At 65.3% G+C, this 20,670-nt stretch carries 16 protein-coding genes and 2 tRNA genes; 8 read left to right on the top strand and 10 right to left on the bottom strand.

What is annotated here, in order from left to right; translation table 11 throughout:
* Positions 1-3: 3 nt before the first annotated feature.
* Both AB1Z25_RS07190 and AB1Z25_RS07185 read right to left on the bottom strand, forming a co-directional pair.
* Positions 4-1,146, bottom strand: a complete 1,143-nt coding sequence (locus tag AB1Z25_RS07190) for an efflux RND transporter periplasmic adaptor subunit (RefSeq protein ID WP_107800166.1) — start codon at positions 1,144-1,146, stop codon at positions 4-6.
* Between the two features lie 298 nt (positions 1,147-1,444).
* A complete protein-coding gene (locus AB1Z25_RS07185) occupies positions 1,445-2,206 on the bottom strand; it encodes a substrate-binding periplasmic protein (protein ID WP_486636893.1) in 762 nt (253 codons plus the stop codon).
* Positions 2,207-2,562: 356 nt separating this feature from the next.
* On the opposite strand from AB1Z25_RS07185, the gene AB1Z25_RS07180 reads away from it, so the two are divergent.
* A complete protein-coding gene (locus AB1Z25_RS07180; protein WP_158274317.1) occupies positions 2,563-3,000 on the top strand; it encodes an acyl-CoA thioesterase in 438 nt (145 codons plus the stop codon).
* Positions 3,001-3,056: 56 nt separating this feature from the next.
* Here the strand turns inward: AB1Z25_RS07180 and AB1Z25_RS07175 are convergent.
* The 3 genes from AB1Z25_RS07175 to AB1Z25_RS07165 all read right to left on the bottom strand — a co-directional run bounded on the left by AB1Z25_RS07175 (position 3,057) and on the right by AB1Z25_RS07165 (position 4,507).
* Positions 3,057-3,147, bottom strand: a tRNA-Ser gene (locus tag AB1Z25_RS07175).
* Between the two features lie 73 nt (positions 3,148-3,220).
* Positions 3,221-3,311: transfer RNA gene (locus AB1Z25_RS07170), tRNA-Ser, on the bottom strand.
* A gap of 62 nt (positions 3,312-3,373) precedes the next feature.
* Positions 3,374-4,507, bottom strand: a complete 1,134-nt coding sequence (locus tag AB1Z25_RS07165) for a GNAT family N-acetyltransferase (RefSeq protein ID WP_253314436.1) — start codon at positions 4,505-4,507, stop codon at positions 3,374-3,376.
* Between the two features lie 74 nt (positions 4,508-4,581).
* On the opposite strand from AB1Z25_RS07165, the gene AB1Z25_RS07160 reads away from it, so the two are divergent.
* The 5 genes from AB1Z25_RS07160 (at position 4,582) to AB1Z25_RS07140 (ending at position 10,101) form a co-directional block, all read left to right on the top strand.
* Positions 4,582-6,174 carry an NAD+ synthase gene (locus tag AB1Z25_RS07160; RefSeq protein ID WP_107800170.1) on the top strand — a complete coding sequence of 531 codons (1,593 nt, stop codon included), beginning with the start codon at positions 4,582-4,584 and terminating at the stop codon, positions 6,172-6,174.
* Between the two features lie 129 nt (positions 6,175-6,303).
* Positions 6,304-7,410 (top strand): hypothetical protein, encoded by a 1,107-nt coding sequence (locus tag AB1Z25_RS07155; RefSeq protein WP_107800171.1) that lies wholly within the window; start codon positions 6,304-6,306, stop codon positions 7,408-7,410.
* A gap of 110 nt (positions 7,411-7,520) precedes the next feature.
* On the top strand, positions 7,521-8,141 hold the full coding sequence (lolA, locus tag AB1Z25_RS07150) for an outer membrane lipoprotein periplasmic chaperone LolA (protein ID WP_235089304.1): 621 nt from the start codon (positions 7,521-7,523) through the stop codon (positions 8,139-8,141).
* A gap of 289 nt (positions 8,142-8,430) precedes the next feature.
* Positions 8,431-9,090 carry a PadR family transcriptional regulator gene (locus tag AB1Z25_RS07145; protein WP_486636892.1) on the top strand — a complete coding sequence of 220 codons (660 nt, stop codon included), beginning with the start codon at positions 8,431-8,433 and terminating at the stop codon, positions 9,088-9,090.
* A gap of 204 nt (positions 9,091-9,294) precedes the next feature.
* Complete coding sequence (locus AB1Z25_RS07140; protein WP_486636891.1) at positions 9,295-10,101, top strand: siderophore-interacting protein; 807 nt, start codon at positions 9,295-9,297, stop codon at positions 10,099-10,101.
* 48 nt (positions 10,102-10,149) lie between these two features.
* Here the strand turns inward: AB1Z25_RS07140 and AB1Z25_RS07135 are convergent, their stop codons facing one another.
* The 5 genes from AB1Z25_RS07135 to kdoO form a co-directional block, all read right to left on the bottom strand.
* Positions 10,150-10,494 (bottom strand): fucose-binding lectin II, encoded by a 345-nt coding sequence (locus tag AB1Z25_RS07135; RefSeq protein ID WP_107800175.1) that lies wholly within the window; start codon positions 10,492-10,494, stop codon positions 10,150-10,152.
* Positions 10,495-10,886: 392 nt separating this feature from the next.
* Complete coding sequence (locus AB1Z25_RS07130; protein ID WP_486636890.1) at positions 10,887-11,435, bottom strand: RNA 2'-phosphotransferase; 549 nt, start codon at positions 11,433-11,435, stop codon at positions 10,887-10,889.
* A gap of 60 nt (positions 11,436-11,495) precedes the next feature.
* Positions 11,496-13,142 carry a bifunctional UDP-sugar hydrolase/5'-nucleotidase UshA gene (ushA, locus tag AB1Z25_RS07125; RefSeq protein ID WP_486636889.1) on the bottom strand — a complete coding sequence of 549 codons (1,647 nt, stop codon included), beginning with the start codon at positions 13,140-13,142 and terminating at the stop codon, positions 11,496-11,498.
* A 122-nt stretch (positions 13,143-13,264) separates the two neighbouring features.
* Positions 13,265-14,950, bottom strand: a complete 1,686-nt coding sequence (locus AB1Z25_RS07120) for a glutamine--tRNA ligase/YqeY domain fusion protein (RefSeq protein WP_107800179.1) — start codon at positions 14,948-14,950, stop codon at positions 13,265-13,267.
* Between the two features lie 98 nt (positions 14,951-15,048).
* Positions 15,049-15,903, bottom strand: coding sequence for a Kdo hydroxylase KdoO (gene kdoO, locus AB1Z25_RS07115; RefSeq protein ID WP_107800180.1), 855 nt, complete (start codon positions 15,901-15,903; stop codon positions 15,049-15,051).
* A 536-nt stretch (positions 15,904-16,439) separates the two neighbouring features.
* On the opposite strand from kdoO, the gene AB1Z25_RS07110 reads away from it, so the two are divergent.
* Together AB1Z25_RS07110 and AB1Z25_RS07105 are read left to right on the top strand one after the other, a co-directional pair.
* Positions 16,440-18,719 carry a YgiQ family radical SAM protein gene (locus AB1Z25_RS07110; RefSeq protein ID WP_227103965.1) on the top strand — a complete coding sequence of 760 codons (2,280 nt, stop codon included), beginning with the start codon at positions 16,440-16,442 and terminating at the stop codon, positions 18,717-18,719.
* A 97-nt stretch (positions 18,720-18,816) separates the two neighbouring features.
* The gene (locus AB1Z25_RS07105) at positions 18,817-20,292 is read left to right on the top strand and encodes a protein adenylyltransferase SelO (RefSeq protein WP_486636888.1); all 1,476 of its coding nucleotides are present in this window, start codon (positions 18,817-18,819) and stop codon (positions 20,290-20,292) included.
* Positions 20,293-20,670: the final 378 nt, after the last annotated feature.

Below are 20,670 nucleotides of genomic sequence, written 5' to 3'. Positions count from 1 at the left end.
TCCTCACGCCTTGGCCGGCGCGGCGGCCACTGGCTTGACCACGGCGCCGGGGCGGGCCTGCATCAGGCCGTCCACAATCACCTTCTCTCCAGCCTTGAGGCCGGATTCGATCACCACCCGGCCGCCCACCTGGGCGCCCAGCTTGACCATTCTGGCCTGCACCTTGTTGTCCGCGCCCACCACCATCAGCTGATTGTCCGCCTGGGCCTGGACAACGGCCTGTTCCGGCACGGTCAGCACGTTCTTGCGCACGCCCAGGTCCAGCATCACGCGCACGAATTGCCCGGGCAGCAGGCGCTCGTCTTCATTGGGAAATTGCGCGCGCGCGCTGATGGTGCCGGTCTTGGGATCCACGCGGTTGTCGCGGAAGTCCAGCTTGCCGCTTTGCGGAAAGACGCGGCCGTCCGCCAGACGGATCCGCACCGGATGGCGGCTGCCGTCTTCCGCGCTCACTTTGCCGGTGGACAGGCTGTGTTCGTAATTGAGGCTGTCCTGCTCGGAAATGGAGAAATTGACGTAGATGGGATTGAGCTGGGAAATGGTGGTCAGCGGCTCGGCGGCGTCCACGCGGATCAGGCTGCCTTCGGATTGCACCTGCTTGCTGGTCAGGCCCGGAATCGGCGCGGTGACGCGGGTGTAGTCCAGATTGAGCTGGGCTTCCTTGACCTTGGCGTCGGCGGACTGCTTGGCCGCCTTGACGGAGTTCAGCGCCGCCACCGCGTTGTCGTAATCCATTTTGGACACCGCCTGCTCCTGGTACAGCGGGCGGATGCGCGTCAGATCGGCGTCGGCTTTTTGCAGCGCGGCCAACTGCACCGCCTGCGCGCCCTTGGCCTGTTCCAGCTGCGCCTGATACGGCGCGGGGTCGATCTGGAACAGCGTCTGTCCCTGCTTCACCGGCTGGCCTTCCACATAAGTGCGCTTGAGCAGAATGCCCCCCACGCGGGCGCGCACCTCGATATCGCGGTAACCGGCGGTTTCGCCCACCAGTTCCATGGTCATCGGCACATCGCCGGGCGCGGCGGTTTCCACGGTGACTTGCGGGACGGCGGCGGCCTTTTGCTGCGGCGAGCCGCAAGCGGCCAGCCAGACCGGCGTAGACAATAGCAGGGCAAGCGACAATAGCTGCCGCGACGGATAGCGCATTATTATTTCTCCATATGAGCGGGTATTCGGGAATGGCGGGCAAACCCAGGGCGCAAGCAAGCAGCCTTGTCGACAAAGACGCGGACGGTCCCGCGAGGCGCGGGCCGTGCCTTATTAGGGATGGCTTAGCAGTGCCTTATTAAAACAGCCGCTTGTGAAGGGTGTTTTTTAAAAATCGGCGTTTTTGTAAATTGCGGGTAAATTCGCGGGAAAACGATGTGAAGAGTTGTGAATGCGAATCAAATGCGCGGCGTGGACGCCGCCGCGGCCGGCCTCCGGCCTGCCCGCCGCGCCGCCCTCATTTCGCCGGCGGCGCAGGCTGAAAGCGGCGAAGCATGCGCTCGTAACTGCCGTCGCCGCGCATGGCGCGCAGGCCGGCCTCGAACTGGTCCGCGTACGCCCTGCCCTTGGGCCGCGCCTTGGAGAAAGCCAGCCAGAAACCATCCTGGCTGATCCGCCCCGCCTGCCGGACCCGCCCGGCCGCGAACGGGTTGCCGCGGATGCGCAGTTGTCCGGGGCGCGCGTTCATCAACACATAGTCCACGCGCCGGGCCAACAGCATGCGAATCAGGTCCTCATCGGAATGAGCCACCGATTTGACGATCTTGGGATCGCGCATGAAAACGCTGGGATAGGTGTAATCCTGGGTGATGCCCACCCTGCGGCCGGCCAAATCGCTCAGGCCCAGCCCGGCTCCGCCGGCGGCGAGCGCGAAGATGGCCAGTTCTTCGGTGAACATCGGCGTTTGATGCCACCAGAATTGCTCGCGATTATCATCGGTAATGGTGGCGCTGAGGCAGCCGTCGGCGCGGCCGACGCGCGCCAGCATCAGGCAACGCGCAAACGGCACCAGCACAAAGCGGACCTCGACGCCCCGGCGACGGAACGCCTCGCGCGCCAGTTGCGGCGCCAGCCCCTGCGCGGCGCCGTCGGCGCCGCGCGCCGAATACGGCGGCCAATCGTCCTCCACGGCGATGAGCAGGGCCGGAGCCGCATCGGCCGCCTGCGCCGCAACGGCCAACAGGCCCGCGCACAGGGCTCGTCGAAACCACGCTTGCATCTGAACCCTCCCGCCGAGAAGCCGCGAGCCGGAGATGGACAAACGCCGCGCGCGCCAATGCTTAATATCGACAACTTTACACTACAAACCGCGCATGAAGGCGCCTCGCCTGCGGCTGGACTCGTGTCACGCTGCGGGACGGCGACGCGGCGTGGGCGCGCCATCCAAGCCGCCGCGCCGCGGATCGCGCGGTTTCTCGATGCGCGGGGCTGCATAGAACAAGCGGCCGGCTTTCCGCGTCGCCACTTGAGCCCAAGCGGGCTTGCGGCAAAGCGCTTGACCCCCGCGCGCGGGCAATGCCAAGATCATGAACCGCCCCGCCTTCACGCTAACCGCTGCCGCCCGAGGAGATTGGTTTGGAACCGTTTTGCCATCCGCTGGAAGTGCGCTGGTCCGACTGCGACGCTAACCAGCACGTCCGCCATACCGCCTACGCCGATTTCTGTACCCATGCCCGCATAGAATGGCTGCGCGGCCAAGGCTTTGGCTTTGAACAATTTCAGGCGCTGGGGTTCGGCCCGGTCATTTTCAAGGAGTGGACCGAGTATTTCAAGGAACTGCGGCTGAGCGAGCGCATTCACGTACGCCTGGCCATCGCCGGCCTGAGCCAGGACGGCAAGCGCTTTTGCATCCGCCACGAGATTTACAAGGAGGACGGCCGCCTGGCCGCGCGTCACGAAGTCAGCGGCTCCTGGATAGACCTGACGCTGCGCAAGCTGACCGCACCGCCGCCGGAATTGAGCGCCATTTTCGCCTGGGCGGAGCGAACCGAGGATTTCCAGGCGCTGGATTGAGGCATGCCGGACGCGAAAAAGCCCTGACAATGCAGTCAGGGCTTTTTTGCTTGCTTTGGCGGAGAGGGGGGGATTCGAACCCCCGTTAGGGTATTACCCTAAACACGCTTTCCAGGCGTGCGACTTAAACCACTCATCCACCTCTCCGGAGGTGTCTTGCTTGTTTGCGCCGGTCGGGCCGGAGCAATAAAAAAACCGCCAGGGCAGTTTTTGTCGATTCTGGCGGAGAGGGGGGGATTCGAACCCCCGTTAGGGTATTACCCTAAACACGCTTTCCAGGCGTGCGACTTAAACCACTCATCCACCTCTCCAGAATCCCCGTGAAACAAGGCGCTTGGCGTTTCGTTCACAGAGGCTGCGCAGTATATAAGCCCTATTCATCCGGCGCAAGTGTTTTGTAAGCGGAATGAGAAAAAAGGGCGTCGACATACTCGCCCACCCCTTCCCGCTCGCGCCGCAACCAGCCGGCAATCGCCGCGCGGAAACGCGGATCGGCAATGTAATGGGCGGACCAGGTGCGCTCCGGCTCAAAACCCCGCGCCAGCTTGTGCTCGCCCTGGGCGCCGCCCTCGAAGCATTGCAGGCCGGCGCGGATCGCGTACTCCAGGCCCTGGTAGTAGCACAGTTCGAAATGCAGGCAGGGAATATCGGCCACCGCGCCCCAGTATCGCCCGTACAGCACGCCGTCCTGCACCAGGCACAGGCTGGCCGCCAGCGGCGCGCCGTCGCGCTCGGCGACGAACATCAGGCAATGCGAACCCAGCCGCTCCGCCAGCAGCGCGAAGAAGGCCGGATTCAGATAGGGCGCGGAACGGCGTTCCAGATAGGTCTGCCGATAGCAACGGTAGAAAAACGCCCAGTCCTCGGCGGCGATGGCCTCCCCGCGCAATGCCCGCACGCTGACGCCGGCCTCGGCCACCTTGCGCCGCTCCTGGCGGATCTTCTTGCGCTTGTCGCGGCTCAGCGTGGCCAGGAAGGCGTCGAAGTCGGCATAGCCGCGGTTGCGCCAGTGAAACTGCACGCCTTCGCGCAGCAGCCAGCCGGCCTCGTCCAGGGCTTGCGCCTCCTCCCGCGCGGGAAACAGCACGTGGGCCGACGACAGGCCGTGCTCGTCCACCACCTGCTCCAGGCCGGCGATCAATTGCGGCCAGGCCGCCGCGTCGCCCAGCAGCCGCCGGCCGCCCACCGGGCTGAACGGCGAGGCCACCACCAGCTTGGGATAGTATTGCAGGCCCGCGCGGGCATAGGCTTCCGCCCAGGCCCAGTCGAACACGTATTCGCCGCGCGGATGCCGCTTCAAATAGGCCGGCGCCAGCGCCTGCAAGCGGCCGTCCCGCTCCAGACCCAGCGGCAAGGGCAGCCAGCCGCTGGCCTCGCCCACGCAAGCCGCCCGCTCCAGCGCCTCCAGCCACGGCCGGCCCACGAACAGATTGCCGCCTTCCCCCAGGCCCGCCCATTGTTCCGCGCTCCAGGCGCCCACTCTCTCGTGCAATTGCAAGGACACCATGATTCCTCTCGGGCGTTTGCGCCGTCTATCAGGTAAAATTCCATCTATCTCGAAACATTCGGTTCCCTATCAAGATGCGTATCGCGCTCGCCCAGTTCAACCCCGTTGTCGGCGATATCCCCGGCAACACCCGCAAAATCCTCGACCTCGCCCACGCGGCCATCGCCCAGGGCGCGGACGTGCTGGTCACGCCGGAGCTGGCCTTGACCGGCTACAGCCCGGAAGACCTGCTGCTGCGCGACAGTTTCTACCGCGCCTGCAGCCAGGCGCTGGACGAACTGCTGGAATTGGACGGCATCACCCTGGTGGTGGGCCATCCGGCCCGGATGGGCGCGGATCGCTTCAACGCCGCCACCGTGCTGCGCGACGGCAACCGTCTGGGCCAGTATCACAAGATGCTGCTGCCCAACGATGAAGTGTTCGACGAATGCCGCTACTTCACCCCGGGCGCCGCGCCGCTGGTGTTCCAGCAGGGAGAGGCCAAGGTGGGCGTGCTGATCTGCGAGGACGTCTGGTCCGTCGACCCGGCCGCCGAGGCCGCCGACGCCGGCGCCGACGTGGTGGTGGTGCTCAACGCCTCGCCCTTCCATCGCAACAAGATTGAAACCCGCCACGACGTGGTGCGCTTCCGCGCCGAGGAAACCGGCCTGCCCTTCGCCTACGTCAATCTGACCGGCGGCCAGGACGAACTGGTGTTCGACGGCGCCTCCTTCGCCGTCAACCGCGCCGGCGAGGTGGTGGCCCAGGCCGCCGCCTACGACGACGAACTGCTGATCGTCGATTTCGACGGCGGCGATCTGCTGCCCGGCGCCAAGGCGGCTCTGCCCGGCCCGCTGGAAAGCGTTTACCGCACCCTGGTGGCCGGCGTGCGCGACTACATCGGCAAAAACGGCTTCCCCGGCGCGCTGCTGGGCCTGTCCGGCGGCATAGACTCCGCGCTGACGCTGGCGGTGGCGGTGGACGCGCTGGGCGCGGACAAGGTGCACGCGGTGATGATGCCCTCGCGCTACACCGCGGACATCTCGGTGACCGATTCCCGCGACATGGTGCAGCGCCTGGGCGTGAAGTACGACGAGATCGAAATCTGGCCGATGTACGAAAGCTTCGTCCAGGCGCTGGCGCCCAGCTTCGCCGGCCTGGCCGAGGACACCACCGAGGAAAACCTGCAGGCCCGCATCCGCGGCACCCTGCTGATGGCGCTGTCCAACAAGAGCGGCAAGCTGGTGCTCACCACCGGCAACAAATCGGAAATGACCACCGGCTACTGCACCCTGTACGGCGACATGGCCGGCGGTTTCGCCGTGCTCAAGGACGTGGCCAAGACCCTGGTGTTCGAACTGTGCCGCTGGCGCAATCTGCAAGGCGAGATCATCCCGGAACGCATCATCACCCGGCCGCCGTCGGCGGAATTGCGCCCGGACCAGACCGACCAGGACAGCCTGCCGCCCTACGAGGTGCTGGACGCCATCATGGCGCGCTATGTGGAGGAAAACCTGTCCGCCGAGGCCATCATCGCCGAAGGCTACGCCGAGGCCGATGTGCGCCGCGTGGTGCGGCTGCTGAAGATCAACGAGTACAAACGCCGCCAGGCGCCGGTGGGCCCGCGCGTGACCCACCGCGGTTTCGGCAAGGACTGGCGCTACCCCATCACCAATAAATTCAGCTGATCCCCCAGCCGGGGCCGCCCCGCCCCGGCCCCGCGCATGACATAGGCGATGCCGGATGCGTTAAACTGTCCGGCTCGCGCCGGACCGACCCCACCCGCCCGGCGCAGAATCTCGCTCAAGGAAACAATAATGCGTCTAAAAAAACTGGGACTATGCGCCGCGCTGTGCGGCATCGCGCTGCTGACCGGCTGCGTCTCGCCGATCGCCAACAAAAGCGCCGACCAGGCAGCCCGCAAGATCATGCTGCAAAACTGGAACAGCAAGGGCTACAACCTGGACGCCGACATCGGCTTCGATGAGCTGAGCGTCGCCGACGTCGACAAGGCCAAGGAAGACGGCAGCACGCTGGAACAGGCCGCCGCCTCCGCCGCCGATCAAATCGCCCGTAGCATGCGCCTCAACATCAAGGCCGCGCTGGACGTGCCGGGCGGCAAACTGGAACTGATTCCGGCGCTGCGCCTGGAGCGCCGCAACCTGCTGACCAGCGTGCAACTGCCGCTGCAATTCCACGCCAAGGACCTGTCCTTGCTGGTGGACCCGTCCGCCGCCTATCTGTTCGTGCCGGAAATGCAAGCCTACGAAGGCAAGTTCCTGCGCGTGCGGCTGCCGCAGCGCGTGGCCGACAACTTCCCGCTGCAGGCCATGTACCAGGCGATGCCGAAACTGCTGGACGAAGCCTACGCCAAGGTGGACAAGCAGGCGTTCAGCTTCCAGCCGCTGGACTCGCGCGCCGCGGAACTGGGCGCGCGCTACCGGCTGCGCATCGCCATGAACCGCGCCCAGGAAAACCAGCTGGCTTCCCACATCATCGCCGGCCTGATCCAGGTCGCGCGTCAGGAAGCCGCGCGCAAGCCGCAGATCAAACCCGGCCCGCTGGGCAGCGAAAGCCTGCTGCAGATGATCGACAGCCTGATCAAGGCCTCCGAGGCCAATCCGCTGAACAGCAACACCGTCAGCGATCTTTACGTCAGCCGCGGCGGCGACCTGCTGGCCATCCGCCAGACCATACGCTTCAACAGCCCGGGCTTCCGCGGTCAGGCCCACGCCGACATCCGCTACAGCAACCAGGGCAAGCCGGTGTTCGCCTACCAGCCCGCCGAGGCCGACATCCTGGACCTGGAACGCCTGGACAAGCCGGAGTGGCTGAAATCGCTGGGCCTGGCGCTGCACGCGCTCAACCAGCCGCCGGCGGCCGACGAAGAGGCGACGGCCGCGGAAGAAACCGCCGCGCAATAATCGCTAACAAAACGGCGTCGCCGTCGACGCGCGCGCGGAAACCGCGCGCCGTCCCGGCGGTCCCATCTTGGTCACGCGGCCCGGGCCGCCCACCGCAAGGATTTCCCCGCATGAAGATGAAACTGATCTCAGCCGCAGTCGCCCTCTCCGCGCTGGCGCTGCCGGCCGCCTCCCACGCCGCCGCCATCGCCCAGCTCAAGGCCTTCGTCGCCGGCAACAAAACCCTGAGCGCCGACTTCAAGCAAGTGGTCAGCAACAAGAGCAAGCGCGAGGAAGCCAGCGGCCGGCTGGAAATCGCCCGTCCCGGCAAATTCCGCTGGGAGTACAGCAAGCCCTATGAACAATTGATCGTCGGCGACGGCAAGACGCTGTGGGTCTACGACAAGGATCTGGCGCAAGTCACCCGCAAGGCCCAGGGCGCGGCGCTGGGCTCCAGCCCGGCGGCCTTGCTGGCCGGCAACAACGCCATCGAGCGGAACTACCAGTTGCAGGAAGCCGGCAAAACCGGCGAAGTGGAATGGCTGTCCGCCAGCCCCAAGCAGGCCGACAACAGCTTCAGCGCCATCCGCATGGGCTTCAAGGCCAATATGCTGGTGGAAATGGAGCTGACCGACAGCTTCGGCAACCACACCAAGGTCAGCTTCAGCGCGCCGCAGCAGAACCCGCCGCTGGCCGCCTCCCGCTTCGCCTTCGTGCCGCCCAAGGGCGTGGACGTGGTCAGCGGCGACTAAGCCGCCCCGCCGCCCTCCAGCCGCCTCCGGGCGGCTTTTCTTTTAGAACCTGTTCAAAGTCGCTGCGCTTCAGCGCTGCGGCCTTGAAAACGTCTTCGGAGCGCTCATGTGCTTCTTGCGCACTCCGCCTCCTCAGCCGCTTTCGCCTGGTCCCGCTCTTGCTCGCGAGACGTGGGCCGATGCGGGCATCGTGCCAAAAACACCACAAATTCTCATCGTCCTTGCTGAGCCGGCTTGACTTTATCCTATCTAAAAACATATCTTAAGATATATTTTCAGGAGAGCCGCCATGCCTCACCGTCTCGACACCCTGCTGCGCCGCCTGGGCGGACGCAACGCGCATCATCGTCTCCACGCGATGGCCCGGCACGGCCACGACGGCGGCCATGGCCGACACGGAGGATTCGGCGGCTTTGGCGGCGGCGACGACGAAAGCATGACCCGCGGCCGCAAATTCAGCTCCGACGAATTGCAGCTGCTGTTGCTGGCTCTGCTGGAAGAACGCCCCAGCCACGGCTACGAACTGATCAAGGCGCTGCAAAGCCGCAGCAACGGCTTTTACAGCCCCAGCCCGGGCATGGTCTACCCGGCGCTGACCTATCTGGAAGAACTGGGCCATATCTCGGTGAGCGAGGAAGGCAAGCGCAAATGCTATGCGCTGACGGAGGCCGGCCGCGACTATCTGGAACAGAACCGCGAACAAGTGGAATGGATGATGGCGCGGCTGCAGCACATCGCGCGCAAGATGAACTCGATCCGCCGCGCGCTGACCGGGGAAATGCCGCCGCCGGACGACGCCGTCGGCAGCTGGATTCCGGAACTGACCCGGGCCCGCGGCGACTTGAAGCAAGCGCTGATGCGCACCGCCAACGTCGACGAGGACGAACAACGCCGCATTGCCGCCATCCTGAGGCAAGCCTGTGAGCAAATTCTGGGCGACACCGGCTAATAAGGTGCTGACGGCCAGTTACGCACCGGCGAGAGGGATTCAGCAAGGCCTTGAAACCCGCTTTGAAACGCTTATGCGCCGTACGCGCATTCCGCTTTCTCTGCCGCAAAGTCCCCCGCTCTTGCTCGCATGGCCGTAAACAGCGTCCAAGAAGCTGTTCACGCCCCCAAGCCGCCCAGCCATGATTTCAAGACAGGATTCTCTATGACCACACCCGATCTGACCGTGCAACGCCTGCGCCACCCGCTGCGCTTCCGCCTGCTGCAAGTGCGCGCCATCCGCCCGCTCGGCCCCAAGCTGCTCCGCGTCACCCTGGGCGGCGAGGAACTGGCGGGCTTCGCCACCGCCTCCTTCGACGACCACCTCAAAGTGTTCTTCCCCGAGCATCCGGACGCCAAACCCGCGCTGCCGGCGCTGGTGGACGAAACCCTGATTTATCCGGAAGGCCAGCCGCGCCCCACCGCGCGCGACTACACCCCCTGCCGTTTCGACCCGGAGCGGCTGGAGCTGGAGCTGGAGTTCGTGCTGCACGAGGCCGGCCCCGCCACCAGCTGGGCGGCTCAGGCCAAGCCCGGCCAATACCTGGGCATAGGCGGCCCGCGCGGCTCCTTGGTCATTCCGGCGGCTTTCGACTGGCACCTGCTGATCGGAGACGAGTCCGCCTTGCCGGCCATCCGCCGCCGCCTGGCCGAGCTGCCGCCCGCGGCCAAGGTCATCGCCCTGCTGCAAACCAGCGAGGCGGGTCAAAGCTGCGAACTGCCGGCCCATCCCAATGCCGACATCCGCTGGGTGCACCAAGGCGCCGACGCCGAGCCCGCGCTGCTCTCCGCGCTCAAGCCGCTGACGCTGCCGGCGGGCGAAGGCTTTGTCTGGGCCGCCGGCGAATACCACGCCATCCGCGCGGTGCGCCAATACCTGCGCGAGGAGCGCGGCATAGACAAGAGCCGCATCCGCGCCGCCAGCTACTGGCGGGAAGGCAAGGCCGCCAGCCACGAAACCCTGGAAGACTGACACGACAAAGCCCCCGAGATGGGGGCTTTGTTCATCCGCCGGACCCGCTTAACCCAGCGGCCAGTTCAATACCACGATGGAATCGTTGTAGTCCTGGTCCGCGCCGTCCTCCGCGCCCACCAAGGCCAGGTTCAGGCGATTGGCCAACACCACCTGGCTGGACACCAGGTCGGACTGCTTGCCGTTGACCGTCACCGCCACCCTCACCGCGCCGGAACCGGAGTTGATCACCCGCGTGCCCAGATTGCGGTCGTCCACGCCGCTGCCGCTGAACGTGGCGCGCGGCTCGTTGTCCACGTATACGGTGATGTTTTGCTGATAAGCCGCATTGGTCAACGCGGTCACGCCGAAGTTGATGCGCGGGGGAAGAGTGAATACGCCTTGCTGAGCCATCGTCGTTCTCCTGTAAGGGTTCAAACGCCAAACTTCTCAGAGCCTGTTTGAAGTCTCGCGGACTAGAGCGAGACAAGGCGTTGCGGCGGAAAAAGCGGCATGCACTCCTGGCACATGAGCGCTTCGAAACTGTTTTCAACGCCGTATCGCCGACGCGCAGCAGTCATTGAACAGGCTCCCAGGCCGGTTTCCGCGCGCCGACGCGCAGAAGAAGCCCTCCGTCTCAAGCTGCCACTGCCTCCATTACCGTAGGCAAGCGCGCCCGCGTATTCACCGGGCCCAAAGGTCAGCAAGCCGCTAAGCCATGGCTGGCAAGGCCTGCAAGAAAAAACCGCAGCCCTGGCTGCGGTTGCGGTCTACGGCCGCCTAGCAGGCCCGGCCAATCGCCCCCTTCACTCGACTGTCGACAGAATGAAGTCGGCCGGCACCTCATCCGCCAACCACACCATCTCATTGCCGTGATAGAACGCCGTTCCCGCCGCATGCGCGGCGGCGGCGTCCACCTTGAGCAAGACTGGCGCGGCCGCCTTGCGGCCGCCCACCTGCATCGCGGTTTCCGTATCCACCGACAAATGCACGTACTGCCGCCCCATCGGCCGCAAGCCGCCTTGCCGTATCAACGCGGCGGTTTCCGGCGACGTTCCATGGTAGAGCCACGCGGGCGGCGCGCTCTGCCGTTTTGATAATTTTCCCGGCAATGAATGGCCGTAAAACGCGCGGATGCGGTCGCCATCGATCTCATGTCGCTTCTTATCGGAACGCGCGATCATCTCAAGCAGGTCGACAAGCGCCAGATCCCGCCACTCGCCGCGCTCCGGGCGCAAGGCCGCCAGCAAGGCCGTTAACGATACCCAGCCGGCCTCGTCCAACTCCAACTCATACAGCCAGGGCTCGTGACGCAGCGCGTGCGACACCGTTCGGCTTAGGTTTTGGTAATCCATGTGGCTCTTTCTCAAAGCCGCGGCCTTGGGCCGCGGCAGAACTGTCTAGTTGACGGCCGCTCAGTTACGCGTCACCGCGTCCCCGGGCGCGTAAGCGCCGGCGTCTATCGGCGAATGCGCGGCGATGTACTCGCGCAGCATTTCGGCGTCGACGAAGCCGGTGTTGACGTAGCCCGGATGCTTGTTCATCAGCGGGTAACCGTCGCCGCCGGCGGCGATGAAGCTGTTGATCGCCATCCGGTAGGTCTTGGCCGGATCGATGGGCTGGCCGCCGATCAGCGCCTGCCGCAGCTCGCCGCCGACGATGCTCAGCTTGACGCCGGCGAACTGGCCGAAGGCGCCGGCGCCGGGCGTCATCCGCGCGGCGGCCTTCAGATAATCCAGCGCTTCCTGGCCGTTCAGGTCCACATAAGCCAGGGTGCTGCCGAAGGGGAACACCTTCAGCACGTCGCGGTAGTTGATCGCGCCGGCCGGCAGCGAATCACGGATGCCGCCGGAATTGGACACGGCGAAGTCCGCCTTGACCTTGTCCATCATCACCCGGCCGACGAAGACGCCCAGATTGGTAGGCTGGCTGCGCACCACGCCGCGGTCGCCGTCCAGCTTGGCGCTGGTCCGCCCCACCGGCACATCCAGCGCCGCCTGGCCCTTGTTCTGATAACTTTGCAGGAAGTTGCGCAGCTTGCCGTCCTCCTCGATCAACTGGGTGTACGGCACTTTCTGATCCTTACCGTCCGCGCCCTTGACGCTTTTCTTCAGATTGACCGGAATCAGCTGGTATTTGGAGAGCTTGAGCTTGCCGTTGCGGAACTCGAAATCGGCACGGCCCACGTATTTGCCCCACTCGTGCGCCTGCACGATCCAGGCGCCGTTCTGGCGGTCCGGCGCGCAGAGCGCGCCCGGCACATAGGCGTCGTCGCGCTGGTTTTCCGCCTTCATGCACACCGGGTTCTGGCTGTGGCCGCCCACGATCAGATCCAGCCCCTTCACCGCGCGCGCCATCTCCACGTCGCCCGGCGCGTTCACGCCGTGCTGGCCGTCGGTGTAATGGCCCATATGGGTGGCGGCGATGACGATGTCGGCCTGCTGGCGCAGCTCCGGCACCAGCTTGCCGGCCTCGGCGATGGGGCTGCGGAACTCGATGCCCTTGACCTGCTCCGGGTTCACCATCTTGGCGGTGTCGTCGGTGGTCAGGCCCAGCACTGCCACCCTCACCCCGCCCAGATTGAACATCGCGTACGGGTCGAACATTCGCTTGCCGTCCTGGTAGATGTTGGCGGACAGCATGGGGAAGTTGATCCACTTGCGCTGTTTCATCAACACCGGTACCGGCTTGTCGAACTCGTGGTTGCCCACCGCCATCGCGTCGTAGCCGATGCGGCTCATGCCGCGGAAATCCGGCTCCGCGTCCTGCAGATCGGACTCCGGCACCCCGGTATTGATGTCGCCGCCGGACAGCAGCAGCATATAGCCGCCGTCGGCCTTGACCTCGGCGCGCACCTGGTCCACCAGGGTCTTCTGCGCGGCCAGGCCGTATTCGCCGTCGCTATTGGGCCAGAAACGGCCGTGGTGGTCGTTGGTGTGCAGGATGGTGATCTTGTAAGTCTTGTCTTCGACATAATTGCCCTTGCCGGGCGTGGCGGCGCAGGCGGAGAGCAGGCCGGCGGCCAGCAGGGACAGGGCAAGCGGTTTCACGGATAGTTTCATCGTTGATCCTTGGTTTTTATTGGAATGCATGCACGCCGCAAAAATGGCGGACCCGCGGGCCCGCCATTGCTGAAAGTCATTCCCTCGCCGGACGCGCACAGCTTCCGGCCGGGCGTCCAAGCTTATTTGCTCCAGCTGTCCTTCAGGCCCACACTGCGGTTGAATACCGCCTTGACCCCCGGCTGATGCTCGTAACGGTCGGTGACGAAATAACCCAGGCGTTCAAACTGGAAGCGCGATTCCGGCGCCGCCTGCAGCACCGAGGCCTCGACATAGGTCGGCACCAGCTTCAGCGATTCCGGGTTCAGGAACTGGCGGAAGTCCAGATATTCGCCGTCCTCGCCGCGCACCGCGTCCGGACGCGGCTCGGTGAACAGGCGCTCGTACCAGCGCACATCGGCCTCAATCGCGTGTTCTGCGGACACCCAGTGGATCACGCCCTTGACCTTGCGGCCTTCCGGGTTCTTGCCCAGCGTGTCGTGGTCGATGCTGCACTTGAGTTCCACCACCTTGCCTGCCGCGTCCTTGACCACTTCCTCGCACTTGATCACGTAGGAGTAACGCAGGCGCACTTCGCCGCCAACGGTCAGGCGCTGCCACTTGGGCGGCGGCACTTCGGCGAAGTCGTCCTGCTCAATCCAGATCTCGCGGGCGATCGGCACTTCGCGCTCGCCGAACTCCGGATGATGCGGATGGAAGGGCGCGCTGCGGCTGGCGGTGACGGCGGCGTCGTAATTGCTCAGCGTCACTTTCAGCGGATTCACCACCGCCATCACGCGCGGCGAATCGTTTTCCAACGTCTCGCGCACCGCGCCTTCCAGAATGGTCATGTCGATGATGTTTTCGCTCTTGGACACGCCGATGCGTTGAGCGAACAGCTTGATGCCGGCCGGGCTGTAGCCGCGGCGGCGCATGCCGGCCACGGTGGGCATGCGCGGATCGTCCCAGCCGCTCACCGCGCCCTCGTTTACCAGCGCCAGCAGCTTGCGCTTGGAGGTCAGCGTATACAGCAGTTCCAGGCGCGACGATTCATACTGACGCGGATGGCAGCCGATGCTGATATTGTCCAGCACCCAGTCGTACAAGGGACGATGGTCTTCGAACTCCAGCGTGCACAAGGAGTGGGTGATGCCCTCGATGGCGTCCGAAATGCAATGGGTGTAGTCGTACATCGGGTAAATACACCACTTGTCGCCGGTGCGGTGGTGATGCGCGCGGCGGATGCGGTAGATGGCCGGATCGCGCAGATTGATGTTGCCGGAAGACATGTCTATCTTCAGGCGCAGCGTCTTGCTGCCGTCCGGAAACTCGCCGTTCTTCATGCGGGAGAACAGGTCCAGGTTCTCCTCCACGCTGCGCTCGCGGTAGGGGCTGTTCTTGCCCGGCTCGGTCAGGCTGCCGCGGTACTGGCGCATTTCCTCGGCGGACAGATCGTCCACATAGGCCTTGCCGGCCTGGATCAGCTCCACCGCATAACCGTACAGGCGGTCGAAGTAGTCGGAAGCGAAGCGCACGTCGCCGTCCCACTTGAAACCCATCCAGCTGATGTCGTCGATGAAGGACTGCACGTACTCCGGCGATTCTTTCTCCGGATTGGTGTCGTCCATGCGCAGATTGCACTTGCCCTGGTAGTCCTCGGCCAGGCCGAAGTTCAGGCAAATGGCCTTGGCGTGGCCGATATGGGCGAAGCCGTTGGGTTCCGGCGGGAAGCGGGTGACGATGCTGCTGTGCTTGCCGGAGGCCAGGTCCTCGTCAATGATGTTGCGGATGAAGTTGCTGACAACCGGCGCGTTGTTTTCCGTGCTCATTGTTTTGTGCGGTGCGAGTTTATGACTAATCGAAGATTGTAACCGATTTCGCCCCCGCTGGGAGCGGGCCGGCCTCGCCCGCCCCGCCTTTGGCCGCCTTACAACAAAGCCCGGCCCGACAACTGCTCCAGCAAGGCCAGCGGCGACTGCTGCGGCTGGGCCATCTCCGCCACCGGCAGCCAGAAAGTCTGCTCCAGCATGAACTGGCCTGACATCACCGCGTGCGACGCGTGATCCGAGAAACAGACCCAGGCGCAACCGGGCGGGAACGGCATGGTTTCCTGCGGACATTGGCGCTGATAATCCAGGTCCGCCTTCATCGCGTCGTGCAGATGCAGCATGATGTGATCGTAAGCGCTGCGCTTGCGCTTGGTGATCCTCAAGCCCGCCAGCAAGGCCGCCGAACCCGGCCACTGCCGCGGCACCCGCGGCAACATGCGCCGCGCCATATCGGTGAACGGTTCGCCCACCCGCCACACCCGGGGCTCGCCATCGGGGTTGATATTGCAGAACACCCGCAGAATGCGTTCGCCGTAATTGGGACGGGACGGAAACGCGTCAACATGCAGCCGGCTATCGTCCTTGCGCCAGGACGTCCGACGGTCCTCCACCCGCATCAGCCGCAGGCTGGTGGGCGCCGCGCGCAGCTTGCCCTGATATTCCGGCAACAAGCGCGCGGCCAGATCCGCGGCGGCCCGCTGGTAGCGCGCGATCAAGCCGCGCACCTCCGCCTCCCGTTCCGCGCCGCCCACCACGCCGTGCAAGGCGCCGTTGTCCGGCTCCAGGCTGATGTTCTTGCGTTTGGGATCGGCGACGGCCGGGTCCAGCAAGCGGCCCTCCTCGGCCAGCAGCTTGAAATCGAAGCTGGGCAGATACAAGACCTTGCCCTGCTCCAACTCATCCACATAGCGGCCTTGCGCCGCGCCGTCCACCCATACGATCTGGCTCGTCATCTGAGCTCCTAGCTGAAACAATGATTTCCACGCGGCAAGGAGCGGCTGACAAAGCCGACTGGCCCGAGGCCAGACCCGCTTTACAAGTCGCTCACCCTCGGCCGCGTCTATAGAACCTGTCCATAAAGTCCCGCGAGCACGCGCGAGACATAACTTGGCGAAAATCGCTGAGAACCCGGCATGCGCTCGTGGCACGGGAGCATTTCGCAGCGGCGCTCACCGTGCCGCGTCTCACGGAAGCGCAGCAGACTTTGAACAGGCCCTAAGCAGCCGCCCCGCCCCGCCAAGCCGTTTACCGGCCCTGCAAGCGGGCCGCTAGGATACGCCTGCGGCCGGGGAATGTCATGTGGGAACCCCGGCGCCCCGTTCCTGCGGCCAGGGCGCGCAGCGCCTTGATTTTGATGGGCAAAACCGCCCTTGCGGCAAAACCCTACTGCAACCAAGGCAATTTCCAATAAAAAACAAGCGCTTAATCCACAAGCAAGCGGCAACTATGGCATAATAGCGGGTTGTCTGAACTTCAGCCTTTTGCCAGCATGACGACCGCACACGCCGCCAAACCGATCACCTCCTACCGCAAGTACTGGGCCAGCCGCTTCGGCGCCGCCCCGTTCCTGCCGATGACCCGCGCCGAAATGGAGCAGCTGGGTTGGGACTCCTGTGACATCATCCTGATCACCGGCGACGGTTATATCGACCACCCCAGCTTCGGCATGGCGCTGGTGGGCCGGCTGCTGGAAGACCAGGGCTTCCGCGTGGGCATCATCGCCCAGCCGGATTGGCACTCGGCGGACGCCTTCCGCGAACTGGGCAAGCCCAATCTGTTCTTCGGCGTCACCGCCGGCAATATGGACTCCATGATCAACCGCTACACCGCGGACCGCCGCCCGCGCTCGGACGACGCCTACACCCCGCACGCCGCGGCCAACAAGCGCCCGGACCGCGCCGTCACCGTCTACGCCCAGCGCTGCCGCGAAGCCTATCCCGGCGTGGGCGTGATGGTGGGCAGCATCGAGGCCAGCCTGCGCCGCATCGCCCACTACGACTACTGGAGCGAGAAAGTGCGCCCGTCGGTGCTGATCAACTCCAAGGCCGACCTGCTGCTGTACGGCAACGCCGAACGCGCGCTGGTGGAAGTGGCGCACCGCGCCGCCAGGGGCGAGAAGCTGAGCGAGATCCGCGACGTGCGCGGCACCGCCTTCATCGTGCCACACGGCTGGCGCCCGGATGAAGAATGGCAGGAAATGGATTCCAGCGTGGTGGACCTGCCGGGCAAGGTGGACGTCCACCTCAACCCCTACCAGGAAATCCCGGAACAGGCGGCCGAAGCCACCAAGGACCAGGACCCGTCCAAGCCGCAGGTAATCCGCATCGAATCCCGCGAAGAGCGCCTGGCCAAGCGCCGCGCCGAACGCGCCAAGACCGTGATCCGCATCCCGGCCTACGAGGCCGTGGCCCACGACCCGGTGCTGTACGCCCACGCCAGCCGCACCCTGCACCTGGAATCCAACCCCGGCAACGCCCGCGCACTGGTGCAGATGCACGGCGAGCGCGACGTGTGGCTGACCCCGCCGCCGATTCCGCTCTCCACCGAGGAAATGGACCACGTCTACGGCCTGCCCTACGCCCGCAACCCGCACCCCAGCTACGGCGACGCCAATATCCCGGCCTGGGAAATGATCAAGTACTCGGTCAACATCATGCGCGGCTGTTTCGGCGGCTGTACCTTCTGCTCCATCACCGAGCACGAAGGCCGCATCATCCAGAGCCGTTCCGAGGAGTCCATCCTCAAGGAAATCGAGGAAATCCGCGACAAGACCCCGGGCTTCACCGGCCATATCTCGGACCTGGGCGGCCCGACCGCGAATATGTACCGCCTCTCCTGCAAGGACCCGAAGATCGAGCGCTCCTGTAGGAAGCTGTCCTGCGTGTTCCCGGACATCTGCGAAAACCTGAACACCGACCACAGCCACCTGATCCAGCTTTACCGCAAGGCGCGCGCGCTGCCGGGCGTGAAGAAGATCAACATCCAGTCCGGCCTGCGCTACGACCTGGCCGTGCGCTCGCCCGAATACATCAAGGAACTGGTGCAACACCATGTGGGCGGCTATCTGAAGATCGCCCCGGAACACACCGAGGACGGTCCGCTGTCCATGATGATGAAACCGGGCATGGGCGCGTACGACAAGTTCAAGGAACTGTTCGAACGCTTCAGCCGCCAGGCCGGCAAGGAACAGTATCTGATCCCCTACTTCATCGCCGCCCACCCCGGCACCAGCGACGAAGACATGATGAACCTGGCGCTGTGGCTGAAGAAGAACAACTTCCGCCTGGACCAGGTGCAGACCTTTACCCCCACGCCGATGGCGATGGCCACCACCATGTGGCACACCCGCCGCAATCCGCTCAAGCGCCTGTCGCGCAGCTCGGAAAAAGTGGACGTGGTGCGCGACGGCTACCGCCGCAAACTGCACAAGGCCTTCCTGCGCTACCACCACCCGGACAACTGGCAGATCCTCCACGACGCGCTGATTCAGATGGGCCGAAGCGATCTGATCGGCCACAGCAAGCACTGCCTGATTCCGCCGACGCCGCCGGGCGACAAGGCCGCCGCCGTGCGCCACCGCATGGGCGCGCCGCTGTCGCGCAACAAGGCCCCAGGCCAGCGCGCCGCCGCCCCCGCCGGTCACGGACAGCGCGGCAAGCCCGCGCAGGCCAAAGCCATGGCCAAGCCCGGCGCCGGCCAAGCGCCGGCCGGACGCGGCAAACCAGCGAAACCCGGCAGCAAACCGGCCGGCAAGGGCCGCAGTCGTTAAATCCAGCCGCCCACGGGCGGCTTTTTGCCGGCCGGCGGCCGGGCACTTTGCCCCGCCGCCGGCGTCTCAATCCAATACCCCGCCCAGCGAGCCCGCCATGATCCACATCGACTTCGACCACAGCTACGCCCGCGACCTGCCCGACGCCTGCGCGCCGGTCAAGCCCGAGTTCCCGCCCGCGCCGGCCCTGCTGTACTGGAACGCCGAACTGGCGCAAGAGCTGGGCCTGGACAGCGCCCAGGCCGACGCCGCCGAGCTGGCCGCCGCCTTCTCCGGCGCCGCCTTGCCGGCCGGCGCCAAGCCGGTGGCCCAAGCCTATGCCGGCCACCAGTTCGGCGGCCTGTCGCCGTCGCTGGGCGACGGCCGCGCGTTGCTGCTGGGCGAAATCATCGACCGCAACGGCCAACGCCGCGACATCGCCTTCAAGGGCAGCGGCCGCACTCCGTTCTCCCGCCGCGGCGACGGCAAGGCCGCGGTGGGGCCGATGCTGCGCGAACTGATCATCGGCGAAGCCATGCACGCGCTCGCCATCCCCAGCACCCGCGCGCTGGCCGTGACCGCCACCGGCGAAACCGTCTACCGCGAACAAGCGCTGCCCGGCGCGGTGCTGACCCGCGTCGCCGCCAGCCATCTGCGCGTCGGCACCTTCCAGTACTTCGCCCTCCGCGGCGAACGCGACATGCTGCGCCGGCTGGCCGACTACACCCTGGCGCGCCACTACCCCGAACTGGCCGACGCCGAACAACCCTATCTGGCGCTGCTGCAAGCGGTGGCGGAACATCAGGCCGAACTGATCGCCCGCTGGATGCACGCCGGCTTCATCCACGGCGTGATGAACACCGACAATATGGCGCTCAGCGGCGAAACCATAGACTACGGCCCCTGCGCCTTCATGGACGTCCACCACCCGTCCACCGTGTTCAGCTCCATCGACAGCGGCGGCCGCTACGCCTACGGCAACCAGCCGGCCATCGCCCAATGGAACCTGGCCCGGCTGGCGGAAACCCTGCTGCCGCTGCTGGACCCGGACGAGCCCAAGAACGCGGTGCCGGCGGCCACCGCCGTCATCGAAGACTTCGCCGAGCGCTACCAAGCCCACTGGCTGCAACAGGCGCGCCGCAAGCTGGGCCTGAGCCAGGCGCAGGACATCGACCAGGAACTGGCCGAAGACTGGCTGGCGCTGCTGGCGCGCCAGGACGCCGACCACACTCTGGCCTGGCGCCGGCTGGCCGACGCCGCCGAAGGCCAAGACCAGGCACTGACTCAGCTCTTCAACGACCCGGCCGCCGCCGCGCCCTGGCTGGCGCGCTGGCGCCAGCGGCTGGACGCCGAACCGCAAGCCGCCGCCGAACGCGCCGCCGCGCTGCGCCAGGCCAACCCGCTCTACATCCCGCGCAACCACCTGGTGGAAGAAGCGCTGGCCGCCGCCAGCGACCACGGCGACATGGGCCCGACGCTGGCGCTGCTGGACGTGTTGCGCCAGCCCTTCACCGAACGCGCCGGCCTGGAGCGCTACACGCTGCCGGCCGCGCCGGAAGTGGCGCAAGGGTATCGGACCTTCTGCGGCACCTGAGCAACTCCCTAGAACCTATTCCCGATCTTTGCGGCCCGAGGGTATTGCTCAAGGCAAGATATCGAATCCTCTACGCGGATGATGGTTTTCATTGCCGGGGCTGCCCGGCAAGAAGGAGGAGGGTATTTGCTTGGCCAAATATCCTTTTCACTTAAAGGCCACCCTGCAAGCCTGGCCTACGGCTACCCGCCGGGACCCGTCAGCAGGCATGAAGGGAGTTGGGCCACATCGAAAGCATGCCTTCCTTTGCGTTTAGCCTAGTTCATCAACCATGCAGCTGATCACCCACCTCTAAAAAACGTGAGCGGGATGAACCTTCCGACCATCAAAATATGACAAAAAGCTTACCAAAGAGGTACCCTACCTCTAAGTGCACCA

The sequence above is a fragment of the Chromobacterium sp. HL1 genome, from assembly GCF_057418835.1.
Note: the sequence above shows the minus strand (reverse complement) of the source record. Positions and strands in the feature narration are given on the sequence as shown.